Annotated in this window: 10 protein-coding genes; 6 read left to right on the top strand and 4 right to left on the bottom strand. The window is 66.9% G+C overall.

The features are described from left to right. Positions 1–439: 439 nt before the first annotated feature. Positions 440–1,837, bottom strand: coding sequence for an IS1380 family transposase (locus OIE53_RS03995; protein WP_102659786.1), 1,398 nt, complete (start codon positions 1,835–1,837; stop codon positions 440–442). Between the two features lie 241 nt (positions 1,838–2,078). Here OIE53_RS03995 and OIE53_RS04000 point away from each other — a divergent pair, with 241 nt between their 5' ends. Next, positions 2,079–3,395 carry a hypothetical protein gene (locus OIE53_RS04000; RefSeq protein ID WP_327025194.1) on the top strand — a complete coding sequence of 439 codons (1,317 nt, stop codon included), beginning with the start codon at positions 2,079–2,081 and terminating at the stop codon, positions 3,393–3,395. A gap of 485 nt (positions 3,396–3,880) precedes the next feature. Here the strand turns inward: OIE53_RS04000 and OIE53_RS04005 are convergent, their stop codons facing one another. Beyond that, on the bottom strand, positions 3,881–7,519 hold the full coding sequence (locus tag OIE53_RS04005) for a hypothetical protein (protein WP_327025195.1): 3,639 nt from the start codon (positions 7,517–7,519) through the stop codon (positions 3,881–3,883). Between the two features lie 1,284 nt (positions 7,520–8,803). On the opposite strand from OIE53_RS04005, the gene OIE53_RS04010 reads away from it, so the two are divergent. From OIE53_RS04010 to OIE53_RS04030, 5 genes are all read left to right on the top strand, one after another. After that, on the top strand, positions 8,804–9,532 hold the full coding sequence (locus tag OIE53_RS04010) for an NUDIX hydrolase (RefSeq protein ID WP_327025196.1): 729 nt from the start codon (positions 8,804–8,806) through the stop codon (positions 9,530–9,532). Continuing rightward, complete coding sequence (locus OIE53_RS04015; protein ID WP_327025197.1) at positions 9,529–10,686, top strand: 5'-methylthioadenosine/S-adenosylhomocysteine nucleosidase family protein; 1,158 nt, start codon at positions 9,529–9,531, stop codon at positions 10,684–10,686. The genes OIE53_RS04010 and OIE53_RS04015 overlap by 4 nt, the downstream gene beginning before the upstream one ends. After that, positions 10,683–12,674 carry a hypothetical protein gene (locus OIE53_RS04020; protein ID WP_327025198.1) on the top strand — a complete coding sequence of 664 codons (1,992 nt, stop codon included), beginning with the start codon at positions 10,683–10,685 and terminating at the stop codon, positions 12,672–12,674. Before OIE53_RS04015 ends, OIE53_RS04020 begins: the two co-directional genes overlap by 4 nt. A gap of 36 nt (positions 12,675–12,710) precedes the next feature. After that, positions 12,711–12,911, top strand: coding sequence for a hypothetical protein (locus OIE53_RS04025; protein ID WP_327025199.1), 201 nt, complete (start codon positions 12,711–12,713; stop codon positions 12,909–12,911). 301 nt (positions 12,912–13,212) lie between these two features. Continuing rightward, a complete protein-coding gene (locus tag OIE53_RS04030) occupies positions 13,213–14,244 on the top strand; it encodes a hypothetical protein (RefSeq protein ID WP_327025200.1) in 1,032 nt (343 codons plus the stop codon). A gap of 448 nt (positions 14,245–14,692) precedes the next feature. Here OIE53_RS04030 and OIE53_RS04035 read toward each other — a convergent pair whose 3' ends face one another. Next, positions 14,693–16,600, bottom strand: coding sequence for an AfsR/SARP family transcriptional regulator (locus OIE53_RS04035; protein WP_327025201.1), 1,908 nt, complete (start codon positions 16,598–16,600; stop codon positions 14,693–14,695). Between the two features lie 255 nt (positions 16,601–16,855). Then, positions 16,856–17,710 (bottom strand): NAD(P)-dependent oxidoreductase, encoded by an 855-nt coding sequence (locus OIE53_RS04040; RefSeq protein ID WP_327025203.1) that lies wholly within the window; start codon positions 17,708–17,710, stop codon positions 16,856–16,858. Between the last annotated feature and the right edge of the window lie 32 nt (positions 17,711–17,742).

Below are 17,742 nucleotides of genomic sequence, written 5' to 3' on the forward strand. Positions count from 1 at the left end.
CGGGCGAGCGGGTACGACCACATCGGGAAACGGCGGCCGACGGTGCGCGCCGTGCGGGCGCGTCGACCGGTAAGGGGGTGTATTCCATCGGGGCGATTTCTCCCGACAGGGGCGTTGAGTCTCATCGATGCGCTACCGTCCAGGGCCGTCCTATCGGATGGCCGACTACTTCTTCAGCGACGGCCCTGGCATCAACGCTGTCATCATGGCTCTCGCGGACGCCTTCTACGAGGCCGCGATCGATCAGCGGACAGACGCGTGAGTCTGACCGGCTCGGGAGAGACCGCGCGGTAACCTCGGTCTTTCATCTGGGCAGTCGTTCATAGCTGTTGGTCGATGATGTTGGTTCGGGGTTGGTCGGCCGGTTTGCTGGCATGCTGATGGCCCGACGCTGGGCCGGGTTCCTCCGTGCTGCGGGTCGAGGCGTGAGGCTTCGGGGTCAGCTGGCGGGTCGTGGTAGTGCGGCGAGTCGGCTGAATGCGCTGGTCAGGGCTTCGGTCCAGGGCCAGTCGGTGGCGATGGCGAGGCGGGTCCGGCGGGCGGTGCGGGTGATCCGGGCGGCGACGTGCAGCAGGCGGTAGCGCAGTTTCTTGGGTTCGGCGCGGGTGAGGTCGCCGTCCAGGAGCAGGGTTTGGGTCCAGGCGATCAGGTCGATGCCGGTCAGGGCCAGCTGAAGCCAGGCCTGGTTGATCGCGAAGTGTCGGGACGGGAACCGGCCGAAGCCGGTGTCCTTGCCGGTGCGGATGCGGTCCTCGACGCGGGCGTGGGCGCGGTGGCGGGCTTCCAGGTGCTGGATTCCGCCGTTGCCGGCGGGGGTGTCAGTGGCGACGACCTGATGCCGCCAGCCTTCGACGGTGTCGAACAGCGACAGTTGCGCGCCGGGGTGCGGGCGTTCCCGGCGGACCAGGAACCGGGTCCCTGCGGGCCAACCGGCGGCGTCGATGAGGCCGGTGATCTCGCAGACCTCGGCGTGTTCCCGCAGTTCACCGCTGGTGTCGATGGCGGGGACCCAGTCGGTCGCGGCGCGGATCGCCTCGCGGACCGGCTCAGTGATCGCGGCGCCGACGGAGAACCGGATGTCCACGTGCTGCTCCCGCAGAGCCCGGATGTGGGCGAGGAAGCCGTGACTACTGCCGGCCGAATCGGCGCGCAGCAGGATCGGGGTGCCGTGCCGGCAGGCGTCGGGGATCTGCGCCAGGGCCTGGTCCAGGACGGTGACATGGTCGGCGGTGGTGTTCGAGCCGGCCCGGCCCTCGCGCAGCAACCCGGCGAGGGCTTCACCGGTGTTGTCCAGGAAGCACAGCAACGGGTGATAGCCGAAGGTCTTCTTCCAGGTGCGGGTCGCCGACTCCTTCTCGGAGTGACAGATCACGATCGACGCGTCGATGTCCAGGACCAGGCCGTCGACCTGCCGGCCGGCCACACACACCTGCGGCAGGTCGCCGCGGACTTCGGCATGCTGAGCCCAGGCGACCTCGCGGGCACGGGCCCGCGCGGCACGTAGCTGCGCCAGCATCGGCTCGTCCAGCTGCGACAACAGCCGCCATGCCGTCGGGTCGGAGGCGACCGGCCCGAACAAGGCGGACTGGTCACGCAGCACCGCCAGATCAGCGATGGCCTCGCCGCCATCGGCGAGCATCACGGCCACATCCACGGCGATCCGGCCCGGGCAGTGCCCACCCTGCCGTTGCCGCAGACCAGCGAGAGCATCGCTGAACGCACTGCTCAGCCCAGTCGTATCGGCCAGATCAGCCAGCAGCCGGGCACCGGCATGACCGACCACGCCCCGCCCGTCACCAGTCACCATGATCTTCGGACGTGTTGCGGTAGCCTTCACCCAGCAAGTGCCTTCCGTGACAGGAACATGGGACCTTCGACAAGCCCTATTTTCCCTGATCAGAAGGCACTTCTTCGTTTCCTGCCCACCCTGTGGACAGCCCTTAACGAAGGGCCGAGGGTAAGGGCTGACAGCTACAACGATCGAAGTACCGTCACCATCGGCGAACGAGGTTCGACCGCTCTTCGCCCATGGAGAACGTCGATCTGTGCAGCACAAGCGGTGATGCGAAAGGAGCCACATGACGGCGATCTTTATCGATCATCAGCCGAGAGACCACATCGCCTTCAACGACAAGCTCGTACGCGACAGCTACACCGACAGCGCTCCAATCGGCAATGACCTGCCGAAGTACGCCGTGGCGGTCATCTGCGCGCGGTCCTCATCGGAGCCCACGTCCAATGAAGCGATCGCGATCGGATCGTTTCGCCGTAGCGTACGGGTTACCAGCTTCGCCCGGCGGTACGAGGTCTCCGGCATCTCGTTGCTCAGGCGTCCCGTTCCGCTCGACGCTGTGCTGGATCGGATGTCGCCACAGATCAAACCCCACGTGGCCCCGGCGCGCACCGAGAAAGGTGCTCTGCCCGAGGGAAGCTCCACCGCCGTCGTTCGGGCATTGAGCGAGCTGACGAGCGACGCAGCCGACCTGATCGAACAAGCGAGCGGCTACCCCACCGGGACCAGGCAGATCACCGAAGCGCGGCGAACCTTGCTCGCCGAGGAGAAGGACATCCTCGGACTTATCGCCGAAATATCCGGTCTCGGTCGCCGCCTTGGTCAGCCAGGCCGCGCGCTGATGACTCCGCCGGACGAGCTGGACCCGCGACGCACCCTGCTGGAGACGGCGTGGCTCGGCTACAACGATGAGGACGCTCTCATCGAACGCGACATGGAACGCTTCGATGGCATTCTGGGGCAGCGCGCACGCAGGAACGCCCGGGGCATGTTGATCCCCCTCCGCGGCGGCGGCCGGCTCACTGTCCTTAACACAAACAAGCGCGACTTGGAAACCACCAGAGGCAGCGACCTCATCTACTACCACGCCGACCGGCACTGCGGGATCCTTGTGCAGTACAAGCGTATGAAGCGGGACCCTGACGGCGGATGGACCTACCGTGGCGATCCCCAACTGGCGGCGCAACTTCGCAGCATGCGCGCCCTCGAAGTAGGGAAGCAACCCGGCACTGTCGGGCAATACCGGCTCAGCACCCAGCCGCACTACCTCAAGATCGTTCGGCCCAGTGACTACGACGGCCAGTCAGCGGAACTGATGAAGGGCCTCTATCTTCCGCTGGACCTCGTCGGCCTCATGCACGAATCCGCGGCCGATACGACCAGGGGAGGCGACAACCTGCGCATCACGTGGGACGACGAGCGTTGGCCAACTCAACGGCATTTGAACAACACTGACTTCACGCAGCTCTTCCGGGACGGCTGGATCGGCTCGTACGGCACCACAACTGATGAGATCCGAAGCTGGTTGGAGCCACTATTCGACGCAGACGAACTGATCACGGTCGCCATCGCCGAAGGGACATCGGTAAGAGCCAGAACGTAACGGGTACGCTGCGCCGATGGCGCAGCGGCCCACCCTGGACCGGTGACCTACGCAAGTCGGTCCGGGTGGCGCGCTCGCCGGTGCTGCCGATCGAGGCCGCGGCCGATGCACCTGCGGCCTGAGCGCCGGCCCACAGCCGGCTAACGCTGGGGTCGCTTCGCCTGACAGGCCCAGCGTTGGCGAACACCCGCCGGTGACACTCCCAGAACGCGGCCAGGTCCTGACTGCTGGTGAAACAGCAGAACGGATCCCGCGAGTACGACAACACCATGTGAAACGAGTAGACCTTCGGGATCCCGACGTGAGCCAGGGTGCCGCCTCGACGCCCCAGTCCACCTGCGCCTGCGCACCCGGAACGACCTCGAGCCGGCGATGCAGCCCCGCCGGCTGATCTTGAAGCGGCCGACGGGGGTTCATCGCACCGACGCCCAGTAGCCGGCCACGCCACCGTGCCAGCAACTGCTACCAGCGGCGCAGTTAATCCCTCAAGTCGCGAATTGCTCGGTGCTCGGCGCGAAGAGCATCACCGCACGGTCGTTGCCGCCGGTGACGATGCGATGTCGGCCGTCTGGTCGCGGCAGGACCGCCACCGCGCGCACCGCGTTGGTGTGGCCGGTCAGCTCGGCTAGTAGTTCACCGGAGTCGGGGTCCCAAACCCGCACCCACCCATCGCCGCTGCCGGTGACGATGTGGTGCCGGCCGTCTGGTCGCGGCAGGACCGCCACCGCGTTCACCCCGCCAGTGTGGTCGGTCAGCTCGGCCAGTTGGTCACCAGACTCGGGGTCCCAAACCCGCACCCGTCCATTGTTGCCGAAGTCGGGGCCGCTGCCGGTGACGATGTGGTGCCGGCCGTCTGGTCGCGGCAGGACCGCCACCGCGTTTACCCCGCCGGTGTGGTCGGTCAGCTCGGCTAGTAGTTCACCGGAGTCGGGGTCCCAAACCCGCACCCACCCATCGCCGACGCCGACGCCGACGCCGACGCCGCTGGTGACAATGTGGTGCCGGCCGTCCGGTCGCGGCAGGACCGCCACCGCGCGCAGCCCGCCGGTGTGGTCGGTCAGCTTGGCCAGTTGGTCACCAGACTCGGGGTCCCAGACCCGCACCGAGCGATCGTCGCCGCCGGAGAGGATGTGGTGTCGGCCGTCTGGTCGCGGCAGGACCGCCACCGCGCGCACCGCGTTGGTGTGGCCGGTCAGCTCGGCCAGTTGGTCACCAGACTCGGGGTCGCAAATCCGCACCCACCCATCGCCGAAGCCGACGCCGCCGCTGGTGACAATGTGGTGCCGGCCGCCTGGTCGCGGCAGGACCGCCACCGCGCGCAGCCCGCCGGTGTGGTCGGTCAGCTTGGCCAGTTGGTCACCAGACTCGGGGTCCCAGACCCGCACCGAGCGATCGTCGCCGCCGGAGAGGATGTGGTGTCGGCCGTCTGGTCGCGGCAGGACCGCCACCGCGCGCACCGCGTTGGTGTGGCCGGTCAGCTCGGCCAGTTGGTCACCAGACTCGGGGTCGCAAATCCGCACCCGCCCATCGCCGAAGCCGACGCCGCCGCTGGTGACAATGTGGTGCCGGCCACCTGGTCGCGGCAGGACCGCCACCGCGTTCACCCCGCCGGTGTGGCCGGTCAGCTCGGCCAGTTGGTCACCAGACTCGGGGTCGCAAATCCGCACCCGCCCATCGCCCAAGCCGAAGCCGCCGCTGCCGGTGACGATGTGGCGTCGGCCGTCTGGTCGCGGCAGGACCGCCACCGCGTTCACCCCGCCAGTGCGGTCGGTCAGCTCGGCTAGTAGTTCACCAGACTCGGGGTCCCAAACCCGCACCCATCCATTGTTGCCGAAGCCGGGGCCGCCGCCGGTGACGATGTGGTGCCGGCCGTCCGGGCGCGGCAGGACCGCCACCGCGCGCACCGCGTTGGTGTGGCCGGTCAGCTCGGTCAGTTGTTCACCGGAGTCGGGGTCCCAGACCCGCACCGAGCGATCGTCGCCGCCGGTGACGATGTGGTGCCGGCCGTCCGGGCGCGGCAGGACCGCCACCGCGCGCACCGCGTAGGTGTGGCCGGTCAGCTCGGTCAGTTGTTCACCGGAGTCGGGGTCCCAGACCCGCACCGAGCGATCGTCGCCGCCGGTGACGATGTGGTGCCGGCCGTCCGGGCGCGGCAGGACCGCCACCGCGCGCACCGCGTAGGTGTGGCCGGTCAGCTCGGTCAGTTGTTCACCGGAGTCGGGGTCCCAGACCCGCACCGAGCGATCGTCGCCGCCAGAGACGATGTGGTGCCGGCCGTCCGGGCGCGGCAGGACCGCCACCGCGCGCACCGCGTAGGTGTGGCCGGTCAGCTCGGTCAGTTGTTCACCGGAGTCGGGGTCCCAGACCCGCACCGAGCGATCGTCGCCGCCAGAGACGATGTGGTGCCGGCCGTCCGGGCGCGGCAGGACCGCCACCGCGCGCACCGCGTTGGTGTGGCCAGTGAGGGTGCGGAAGGTGGCTCCTGACCAGATGGCATTTTGCACATGCCAGGGCCACTCGGGGTAGTCGGCGGTGAGGGTGTCGGCCAGGCGAGTCGACCGGGTCTTACTCGCCCAGACATGCAGCCACCAGGCCCGTTTGTCGTCAGACCAACTGCTCCACTCGCTGGTAGCGGCACTCTCCAGAGCCGCAGCTGCGGCGACGGCATCCGGGGTCGCCAGAGTGTGTCGATGCGGCAAGATCTGGCTGGGTGGGCAGGACAGCAGGAATCCGGGATCGGACATGAGCTCGTCGAGCATCCCGGCGGCGGCAGCGTGTGCGGGCAGGCGTAGCCGGGTGTACTCGTCGATGCCGGACCAGTCGCGTCGACCGGTCCCGGCGCTGGTAGGTGGGGTTAGCCAGATCGTGATTGCCCGGTGTGCGGTCTGCCAGGCGGTGTGTAACTCGTCCGTCAACCCGGCGTCGATCGGTTCCGCTGCGCCGCTGCCGCTCACAGCGGCGGTGAACAGGTCACGCAGGCTCTGGTGACGGACCTGGTACTGACGGTGGCGGTCCGGCGCGGCGGTTACATCGAGGAAGCCTCGGGCCGGCCCGTCCAGCCACGCCGTTAGATCATTGGCTGCGTCCGGTCTGCTCAGCACGGCGGCGAGGTCGTTGCGGTCGATCGGGCGGCCGAGTGCGGCGAGCACAGCCAGAGCGGGCAGATGCAGTCGCCGCCAGTCGGGATGGGAGGCCCACCGCTGCTGGATGTGCATCTCGTAGTAGCCGCGCAGCCCGTCCGGCAGGCACGCCACATCGTTCGGCGAGCGCAGGCCAGCGCGAATTTCGTCGAGCACGTACCGCAGATAGATCCACACTCCGCGGCAGCGGTCGAGCAATGTCGCGACGAACGTCGTCGCAGGGACCTGGCGCTCGGCCAGCACTGTGGTCAGCGCCCGGTCCGGGGTCGGACCGGTGGTCGCGGCGTGTAGGTAGGCAACCATGTCGGCCAGGTTGTCGGCACCCTCCACCTCGATCTGCGACCAGCCGACCCGCAGCGGATCCCGCAGCGCGACCAGAGGAAGGCCGTACCGGCTGGTCGCCACGATGTACGCCCCCGCCGGTAGGACGTCCGGGGCAGGCAGTCCGAGCGGAATCCCGGTGCCCATGCCCGGCAGATCCGCCTCGACCTCGTCCAACCCGTCGACGACCAGCACCAACGGCCGACGCTCGGCCGGAGCGAACCGCTGGTCACGGACCGTCACCGCAGCCCGAATAACCTTGGCCAGCCAGTCCGGCCGCTGCGCCGCCGCCGGGAACTGGTTCCCTGGAGTGAACCGTTCCGCCAGATCCCACGCGTCGATCAACTGCGCTGCCAGGCTCTTCCGTGCTTCGACCGGGTTGCGCGCCCCACCGCCGAGCCGTGTGAAGTGGTACGCGCATGGCCGCGTCCACACCAGATGTGCTGCCAACGCGCTCTTGCCTACCCCGGCCTCGCCCCGCACCACCACGTACCCACGATCGGTGGTTGCGATCCGCTCATCGATGCGCGCGATTAAGCCTGCGCGGCCCTGAAACCGGGCGAGATCCAACTGCTCGTACAACGGCGCCGGATCAAAGATCGCGTCATTGAGCCGGTCGAACCGGCCCACCGTGACCTGCACGTACGTCGGTCCGGTATGCACCGTCCCGGTGATGTCTCGGCCAGCGGCGACCGCGCCTGGGGCCAGCTGCCATCTCGGTCCCACCGCTATTGACCCGGTCTCTGCCGTCGCGGCGGCCGGGATCTGCCGCCGGTGGTGTCGATGTCCGCATGCTCGGTGATGTCCCGCCCCGCGACCACCGCGCCCGGAGCGACTCCGGACTGCGGCATCGACGACAAGTGACCAGCCGCAGCGGACGGATCCGTCCTGACCCGGCCACCGAGGTCCCGAGCCGCCATTACCGCACCAGCACCGATCCGCCGGTGTGATTCCGACACTCCTCCGGCCAACCAGCCCGCTATCAACGCCCCGACCAGTGTCAACACTCCTGCCGCGAGCCACCACTGCCAGCCGCCCTGCAGCCTGTTGACCACCGCACTGTTCGCGGCGGCGATCACCACGCCAACGCCTGCGGCCCAGGCGACTCGCCGACCAGACACGTAACCACCTCATGATCACCACAAGCGTCGTACCTGATACCGAGAGTCAGATCGTAGTCGGTATGAGCAATCTCCACCGGAGCGCCTGGTCTGGCTCGGCAAACGCCTGGTAAGCCGGAAGGTCGCGTGTCACCGGCCACCGAAAGTGAACGATCAGCTCTCGCGACGCGATCCTTGCCGGAGCCGACTACGCAACCACGGGAACCAGGTCCGTGGTCATCTCGGCGCGTTGCTGACGTAGACGCCTCGGCCTTAATGGCCTCAGAGGACGCCGCGCTCCTGGAGGCGGGCGAGGGCTTGGCGGACGGTGGGTGCTGAGCGTCCGTACTGCTTGCCCGTCTCTTGGACTGGCGCGGCGGTGAGGGAGACCGTGGCAGTTGTTGTCAGGATAGCTACGGGCGACAGTCGATCATCACATCATCGTCTGCCCCAAGCGATGGTGGGGTCACGGTATCGATCACCCCTCGGACACAACTCAATACCCCACGGTACGCGCTGAGAGTTACATCGGCGCGTACCGTTTGCGTTTCCGGCCATAGGCGAGCCTGAGGCCGGGTTGCCGGCAGACCCAAGCCTTGTCGCGGGGTCGGCGCCGCGGAGCGCAAGTCCGTCTTGAGGCGGAGTCGAGAGTCCCACCAGCATCGTTCGGTTTCCCCGATGCTTTCAGCGCTCAGCGAGGCAGCTGGCTGCGCCCGGCCACCGCGCCAAGCGCGGATCGCAACCCGGACATGATCAGGCGTCAAAGGACATCAACAACGTGCGTGGCGCTGAAATCCGACACTCTACGAGCTTCCTGTCACAGTGACAGTAAGTCTATGGTCGATTCATGTCTGACGATCATTGGGTTCCGCCGCCCGTTCTTGTTGCGGTGGATCTCGTCATCCTCACCCTGCGGGAATCCCGCCTGCATGTGCTGTTGATCGAGCGCGGTATCGAGCCCTTTCAGGGTGCTTTGGCTCTGCCCGGTGGTTTCCTCAGCGACGAGAAGGAAGACCTCGTGGCGGCTGCCCATCGGGAGCTTGCCGAGGAGGCCGGCTTGGGGCCGGATCAGTTGCACCTCGAACAACTTGGTTTCTACGGCGCACCAGACCGTGACCCTCGAGGGCGGGTGGTCGCGGCGGCTTACCTGGCTATCGCCCCTCGGCTACCCGAGCCGGTGGCCGGCACCGACGCCTCCGAAGCTTGTTGGATCCCGGTGGCACAGGTGCTGGCCGGTGATGCGCAACTCGCCTTCGATCACGAACAGATCCTGTCCGATGGTGTCGACCGGGCTCGGGAGAAGTTGGAGCGGACGGCGCTCGCCACCGCGTTTTGTGGTCCGACCTTCACGATCGCGGAGCTTCAGGACGTCTATGAAGCGGTGTGGGGCATGCGGCTGGATCCGCGGAACTTCTATCGGAAAGTGCAAAGCGTGGATGAGTTCATCGTCTCCGCTGGCACGACTCGCAAGACCGATGGAGGGCGTCCCGCCCGGCTGTTCCGCCCCGGACCCTGCGCGGTTTTGCACCCTCCGATGATCCGACCTCGCGGCCAGGCAGACAAGGAGACAGCGTGAGCGCGAACAGTGGCCTCGTCGTGATCCTCACGGCGCTGAACCTTGAGTACGAGGCGGTTCACGAACAACTGACCGACGTTCGGGTGCGCCGGCACCCAGCCGGCACCCGATTCGAGGTCGGCCGGCTCGGGCAGAGCCACTGCCGGGTCGCGTTGGGATTGGTCGGCAAAGGCAACCATCCGGCAGCGGTGCTCGCGGAGCGGGCGATGGCCGAATTCTCCCCGGCCGCAGTGCTGTTCGTGGGAGTCGCCGGTGGCCTGTGGCCCAACATTCGGCTCGGCGATGTTGTCGTCGCCAGCAAAATCTACGCGTACCACGGTGGAACCAGCGAGGACGACGGACTGAAGGCCCGACCGAAGGCGTGGGAGATCCCTCACGAGGCCGACCAGATCGCCCAGCACGTCGCCAGGTCCACTGCCTGGCGTCGCGGTCTACCCGCAGATGTAGCACCTTACGTTCATTTCGGGCCGATTGCCGCTGGTGAGGTGGTCCAGGACTCGGGGATCTCGGATCAGGCCCGCTGGATCCGTCAGCACTACAACGACGCCGTGGCGATCGAAATGGAAGCCGCAGGTGTGGCCCAGGCGGGCCATCTCAACCGTGCCCTGCCCGTCGTGGTCGTACGGGGCATCAGCGACCACGCCGATGGCAGCAAGGCAGCCAGTGACGGACAGAACTGGCAACCGAAGGCCGCACGCCACGCTGCCGCCTTCGCCGCCGCCTTGGCGCGAGAACTCATCATCGACGCGCCGGCTGGCCGAGGCGGCGCGGACCGGGACGGGAGTCGCACGATGCCGATGACCAACAGCAACATCGCCAGTGGGAGCGCCCGTGTCGGGGTGCAGGCCGGACAGATCTACGGCAACGTCACCGTTGGCACTGACATCGGGCGACCGGTCGACCTGGCAGCGAGCATCGCGGACCTGCGAACCCATATCAAACAGGCCCATCTCGACGGACAGTTGGACGAAGAAACCTACGCGGCCGCCGAGTCGGAACTGGAGAAGGCAACGGACTGTGTCTCGGCGGAAGCGCCGGCGAAGAACAGTGGCCTGATGGTCGCGCTGAAGCGGTTGCGGGGTTTGGTCGCCGACGTGTCTGAGCTGGCGGCGCGGATTGCGGCGATCATCGCCGTGGTGCGGGGCATGTCGTGACGGCCTCGGCGACGACCAATGTGGCCCAAGGAGATGCGTACGTCGAAGTGCAGGCGGGCATCGTGCACGGCGACATCAACTTCTACCGGCTGCCGCCCAATGCAAGTCCGCAGGAGCAGTTCGCCCTCGCGTTGAAGTATCTCGACGCGCGAGTTCGTGATCAGGCACGCACGCTCATCGAGAAGGCGGTCGCCGGTGGATTCGCGACTACCGAGGTTCAGTTCTATCGCCTCATCGCCCTGTTGAGCGGACGTACCCTGCGCCAGCTCGCGCCCGAGGAACTGGATCGCCTTACCGCGATCTGCGCCAGTCTGCCCCACCTCGACGACCATGACCAGTGGGCAGCGGGTTTGAAGGTGATCCGTCGCCTGCTGGAGCCGGTCCGCGCCGCCGAGACAGATCTCGTGGTAGAGGACATCGACGCGCTGGGTCAGCGTCAACGCGACGGGATATACGGCCACCTTGAGGCGCTGCTCGAAGGCGCGATGCAGGAAGAGATATGGCGGAGGTCCGTCGCCTTGGCTGCTTCGCGGCGTGCAGAGGGCGACCGTTTCAACCGAATCTGGAAATTCTTCCACCCCAAACCCGCGCAGCCTCGGACCCTGCCTGTGCAGCCCGCCACTGTCGCGTTACGCGATTGGCTGCGCGCCGGCGTCGGCGCTGCCGTGTTCACCCTCGCCGTGGTGCAGTTAATCATGCTGGTAGCGGCGCGCGGCATGCTCAATCCACTGCTCGCTATGGGCTTCGGTCTGGTCGGGCTCGGCGCCTTCTGCGTCGGTGGGGCGGACCGGTACTACCGCAGGGTGCGGCTGCGCGCGAAGGAGGCACAGATTCGCCCACCCCAGCAGCGGCGACGAGAAGGGGCACCGGCAGGCTTCGCCAGCAAGGTCGACCGGCTTTTCAACCGATACTTCAGCCGGTACGTCCCGCGGGGCACTGACCGGGCCTACTGGCGGGCACAGACAGCAGGGATTCAGCGGCAGCTCCGCGACGAGGTGGTAGAGCTCTACCGGGAAACGCGCATCGACGCCGACCGACTGGCCTGGCTCGTCCGATACCTGGTGGGCGACGTGCGGAGGCAATGGGAACGAGGCACCTTGACCGCATTCCGCCAGCGACTGCGGGTCCCTACCAGAACCAGAGCCCTCCACATCGGCGGACTGACCCTCCTCGTCGCCGGGAGCCTCTGGGCCGCGCCAGCCATCCTGGTCCGGGCCCCTATGCCCGGCGCCGGGTGGCTTCTGCTCGCGTCGGTATCTGCGGTGCCAGCTGTGCGCTCCTCGTTCCGGATCGTCGCCGAACGGCGCAGAGTCGCCGACGATCAGGCGGAACGAGACGACAAGGACGTAGCCCGCTGGGAGGCCTACCACCGGTGGTGCCAGAAGCTGTCCGACAAGCCGTCGGACACCGAGATGGCCGCTTGGTTGGAAAGCGACCGCAAAGTCCTGGTCGATCGAGTCATGCGACAGTACCGACTTCAACCCAGCCACGTTATCGCACACGCCTTCATCGAGGCACCGGCTCCCTCGGGTAAGAGGGCTCGATATCCCCAGGGGCCGTGGCGATACTCCCGATACCGGCTACTGCTGTTCCTGCTCACCGATGATGGTGTCCGACAAGCCAACATCGACCTTGACTTCGAAACCGCCGCGAGCCACACCACCCAGCGCCTCAACTATCGCTTCGACGCCGTCGCCGCCGTCCGAATCGACGGCATCGCCACCGGGCAGCAGACCTTCGAACTGACCCTCGTCAACGGCGAGCCCATCAGCATTCGAGTGAGCGAACGCGACAACGAAGCGCTCCAGCATGACGAGGACGCAACCAAGATCGCAGAGCTGTCGCTGGATGCCGCCGGGCTCAATCACACCCTGCACGTGCTTGAAGGCGTCGCCGCGGAAGGCAAAGAATGGATCAAACACCGACGCCGCCGCGCCGACGAGAGACTCACCAACCTAGCCGGCTCCCTACAGGGGCTACTCGACTAAAGCAGGGTCGAACCATCGAACTGCGCGGTACAAGCGTTGCTCGTCGAAGATCTGTACCAGCTGATGAACGGTTCCGGAGTGGGCGAGTACGATCGCGAACTGTTTAGCCGGGAACAGTGGCAGCAATTCGACGGCCGCTGGTTCGCCGACCGGATAACCGGAGTTGGCGAACACCTGTCGCTGCCAGCCGCACCGCCGACTGGTCAAGCCCCGCCAGCACACTCGGATTACGCCTGACCGACCTGACCACCGACCGCGGACTGGTGTGTCTGACCGAGAAAGGTGTCACCCTGCGCTGGCGACCAAGCACGCGCGGCTTGGCCACCTGTCGGAGTACGGGATGGAGTACGAGGGAGCGAGTACCCCGACAGATTGTGATCGGCGGAGTTTGGGTTGTGGTCCGCTTCTGCACTTGACAGGAATGCTAGGTTGATGTCCTGCGAAGCGGAGTCTGCGGAAGCACCGGGACAACCAGCGCGACCCCTGTTCATTCTTCGGTAACCCAGTGTGTCCTCATGCACGTTCGGGAGGAGTCGCCATGTCCAGAAAAGTGATCGCCTTCGTGCCACAACACACCACCACCAAGTCGCGCGTCATGGCCATCGTCGACAAGGGCAGAGGCAACGAGCTCGATGCCATCGCAACGGTGGATTGGCCGCACGAGGCGGTCGCCATCTGCAACATGTTGAATTCCTCGGTCAGAGGTCAGGAAGACCTTTCCGGCCTCTGGCTCAGCCTCCCCGCAAGCGTCCGAGCTGGGCTCAAGCAAGCAGCCCAGCAGCGCGTCGACGATACCGACGAGCGGCAGTTCCTTGCCACATGGTTTGTCACCGAACTCGACGTCCCCGACCTGCCGGGGGACGGCAGCGATATCGATTGGGCCCGGCTGTTTCCCGTCGCCCAGTGTCCTGCTGATGGGTGCGACTACTGCGACGGCTGTCCACCACACGCGCAACGCCGAGGCGATGACGCCAGCAGCAACCAGTGCGGCCCCGGCGGATCGTGCCGTTGCCTGACGGAGAGCCTGGACGAAGAAGACGACCCTTGCCCGTGCGGATTCTGGGATGTCGGCCCCCGCTGGGCCGCCGCGCTCTACCAGTCGTTGAGCGGAACTGCGGAGGTCCTCATCAATCAGGCGGAAGGCCTCATGTGGGGGAACGAAGGTCCCGCAGTCGGGTTTCCGCGCTCGTTGATCGCGCAGCCGCCGGAATTCTTCGTTCGGCTCGCACGAACCTGCATCGATCTGTGCACGCTGTTGGCCAAGGGGATGACGCCGGTGCCGCACACCATCGCTGAGCTGCTAATGCTCGACGAGGCCGCCCGTTCCCACCTCGGCGGCTATATGACGGGCGCCGGCCTCGACGTCGAAGCTATGAAGCAGGACTTCGAGCACCTTCCCGAAGGACACGGTGACTTCGAGATGGATGCCCTGTGGATGTTCCAGTTCACCGACTCCGACTGGGACAAGATCGCCGAGTCCGAGACTATATACGAGCCCTACTCCATGGACCGCATCTTCGACACGCTCCCTGAGGCTGCGCAGTGGCCTCGGAACGCGGACGGTGGGTGAGGCAGGGACAGACGATCGTCGTTGGGTCGGTCCGCAGCGGGGGCCGACCTAGCGGGGCCGGCACCGCTGTCGGTGACAGGTCGGGGTGAGTGACTGGTGGAGGCGGGAACACGTGCACCCACCGCAGGACCCCCGCGATGAGTAGAGCCGGGTAGTCTGCCTGCCGGCATGCAGCGCGGTTGATCTCCGGAGTGGTCAACCGCCCCGGGTTTAGTGAAGACCGATGATGTCCCTGGGGATCGCGTAGCCGTGTTGGCTGGGCGTCAGGCCACGGACAGGGCGATCGCGCGGAGCGGCTCGACCGGAGTGATCACGCCCATCCGACTCCACCCAATCCGTAACATCGAAATCTCTACAAAATCCGGGGCGGTTCGACCGCGGTATCGCTACTAACCGTGATCGGGCCGGTAGGTGCCGCCAGCGCCAATCCGCAGCGGTTCCCTGGTGGTCACGCGGCGGAGCCGTCCGCTGGGTGCGGGCCGTCTGCCGCCGACCGACACGACACGACTGAAGCGCGACCGAAGCTCGCGTGTCCGATCGCCTCGATGCTCACCGCTGTAGTGGATTTTTCGCGGTCGTTGAGTTCTATTGCGAGGTCACGCAGCAGTGGATGCAACTGGTAGCGCTTGCGGTCGCAGGCGGTGATGAGGTTGTCGTCAGCCAACGTCTCGAGCCCCTGTTCCAGTGCGGCGAGGGGCATCCGGGCGGTTGCGGCGCAACTCCGGGCGCTTAGCCGGGGGCCACTCTGCCGGCCTAGGAGCCGGAACAGGCGTTGGTGTGCGTCGCTCAAACGGTGGTATGAGGTGAGCAGGGTGTCGGAGACGGTCTGCTCGTGCGGCCCGAGTAGGCGCAGCCGCTGACTCGGGTGCTGAAGTTGCCTGACCAGATCCGCAACCGTCCACATAGGACGGTGACGCAGTCGGGAGCCCGCTGCTCGAACGGCGAGGGGCAGGTGCCCGCAGAGCCGGACGACCTCCTTGCTCGCTGCGAGTTCCTCCGTGACCCGGTTTTGGCCGCAGGTGGTCTTGAACAGTTGGAGGGCGCAGTCCGGTCCGAGCGGACGAAGGCTCACCGGGTGCGAATCCGGCAGGGCTATCAGTTGTCGCCGGCTGGTGACGAGCACCAGAGAACCCGGGGTTCCCGGCAGCAGAGCCGGCACGAGGGTCGTGTCCGCGACATTGTCGAGGAGCATCAGCACGCGACGTCCCGCCAATGCAGCCCGAAGCCGCGCGGCCTCCGCGTCGAATTCGAAGGGCTTGAGCGCCGGCGGCAGCCCTGCCTGACGCAGCAGTGCGTCCACCACCGCCTCGGGACTGAGCGGATGCTGCCGAGCGCTGAAGCCTCGCAGGTCGACGAAGTACTGCCCATCGGGGTACCGCTCGGCCATTCGATGAGCCAGGTGGACGGCGAATGCGGTTTTACCCACCCCGCCCATGCCATCGATGACCAGGACGGTGGGGCGGTTGGCTTCGGCAGCCCACTCGACCGCCTCGGTCGCCTGAGCGATCGAATCCTGCCGTCCGACGAAGTCGGACAGTCGCGGTGGCAGGTAGGAGGTGCAGGTGGCCGGGGTGGCGGCGGGGGCCGCAGGCTCGTAGGCCTTCCGGGCTGGCGGATGACCTGTGCCGCGCAGCACGGCAGTGTGGATGCGGCGCAACTCGACACCTGGGTCGAGACCGAGATCCTCGGCCAGGCGGTGGCGGCCCTCATCGAAGGTGGCCAACGCCTCTGCTTGTCGGCCACTGCGGTAGAGCGCAAGCATCATGGAGCCCCGCAAGGACTCCCGGAGCGGGTAGCGAGCGACGTACTCCTTGAGCTCGCTGACCAGGCTGGAGCCCTCGCCAGCGGCTAGCCGTAGCTCGGCCAGCCTCTCCACCAGGCCTATCCGCTGCTCATCGAAGCGTGCCGCCACGCTGTCGAGCAGGGGCGTCCTCGAACCGTCCAGGGTGTTGCCTCGCCACTGGCTCACCGCGGCGGCCAGCAGGTGTATGGCGTCCTGGTTGCGACCCTGGGCCACCGCCCGGTCAGCCTCGGCGATTCGCTGGCGGACCAGGTCAGCGTCCAGGACCGCCTGGTCGAGTCGGATGCGGTAGCCCCCTGCCTCGGTGTGCAGGGCTGTCGATGGGAAGCCGGCCTCCACCAATCGTCGCCGAAGTGCGGCGACCCCGTTGTAGACCTGCCGCCGAGCCGTTCTGGGCGGGTCGCTCCACAGCTCGTCCACCATCCGTTCCACCGGGACGCTGAGATTGGCGTTGACGAGCAGAATTGCCAGCAACTTCCGTTGTCGGTCACCGCCGAGATCGACTAGACCCGAGGCGCCGTGCACCTCCAGCGGGCCAAGAATGGAAAACTCCATGGAACATCCCCCCGTGCCTGTTGCGCATTCGCGCCGTTGATCGTCTCCAAGTTATACGGATACGGTGCACTCAGAGTCAGCGACAGTCTTCTGACAGAGTCCACGGCTCGCTGAGCGGCGGTCCGGTGCTGGACCCTACCCGCTTATGCGGGCGATAGCGTCTGAAAAACGTCTGCCGTGAGTGGTCGCAGATGAACCCCCACCCCTGGGTTCCATCTGCTGGTCGCGCAATGACACAAAATCGCCCGAATCGCTTTAGTGATCCTTCCCGCCGCGCAGAAAAGCGGGGAGGACCGTAATGTCCATCTCGCCGTAGCCGGCGTCCGCCGCTGCGGTCAGCATGCGCTCCGCGCCTGCGACCGCGCCGTCGTCGAGCGCTCCGGTGGCACCGATCAGGCGCAGGTCCTTGGCAGCGAGGCCTACCGAGAACTGCGTGGGCGCGTCAGGGTTCGACAGGCGGGCGCGCAACCTCGGCACCAGGGAACCCACGGCGGTCCCGGTGAGCACGTCCAGCATCATCTCGGCATCGAGGTCGAGCTGATCGCTGAGCCGGAGCGCCTCGCCGAGTACGACGAACGAGCTACCGAGAGCCAGGTTGACCACGAGCTTCGCCGCGGCACCCGCCCCTAGCGGTCCCACATGGCGCAGCTTCCCGAGCGACTCTAGGGCGGGTCGGCAATGGTCGACGTCGACCGGAGCACCACCGGCAAGGATGACCAACTCGCCCGCGCGGGCCTTGGGTGTGCTGCCCTGCACGGGTGCGTCGATGAACCGCAGCTGCGGTGCGAGTCGCGCCCGCAACTCGGCGACGGCGGCGGGTCCGATGGTGGACATGTCGACCAGCACCGCCTCCGGGCTCAGCCCGTTGACGGCCCCGTGCGAGCCGAAGAGCACGTCGGTGACCGCCGCTCCGTCGGTCAGCATCGTGATGACGATTTCGGCCCCTCGCGCCGCCTCGCTCGGCGTCGGAGCCGCGGTGGCGTCGGTTCCTTGCAGAACATCGGGAACCCCGCTTCGGTTCCACAAGGTCAGCTGGTGGCCCTCGTCGAGTAGCCGGAGAGCCATCTGGCTGCCCATACGGCCGAGGCCGAGAAGCGCTATACGTGACATTGATCAACCTAACCTGGCGACACGTGAATTGA

The sequence above is a fragment of the Micromonospora sp. NBC_01739 genome (assembly GCF_035920385.1).
In the GTDB taxonomy this organism is placed as follows: Bacteria; Actinomycetota; Actinomycetes; order Mycobacteriales; family Micromonosporaceae; genus Micromonospora.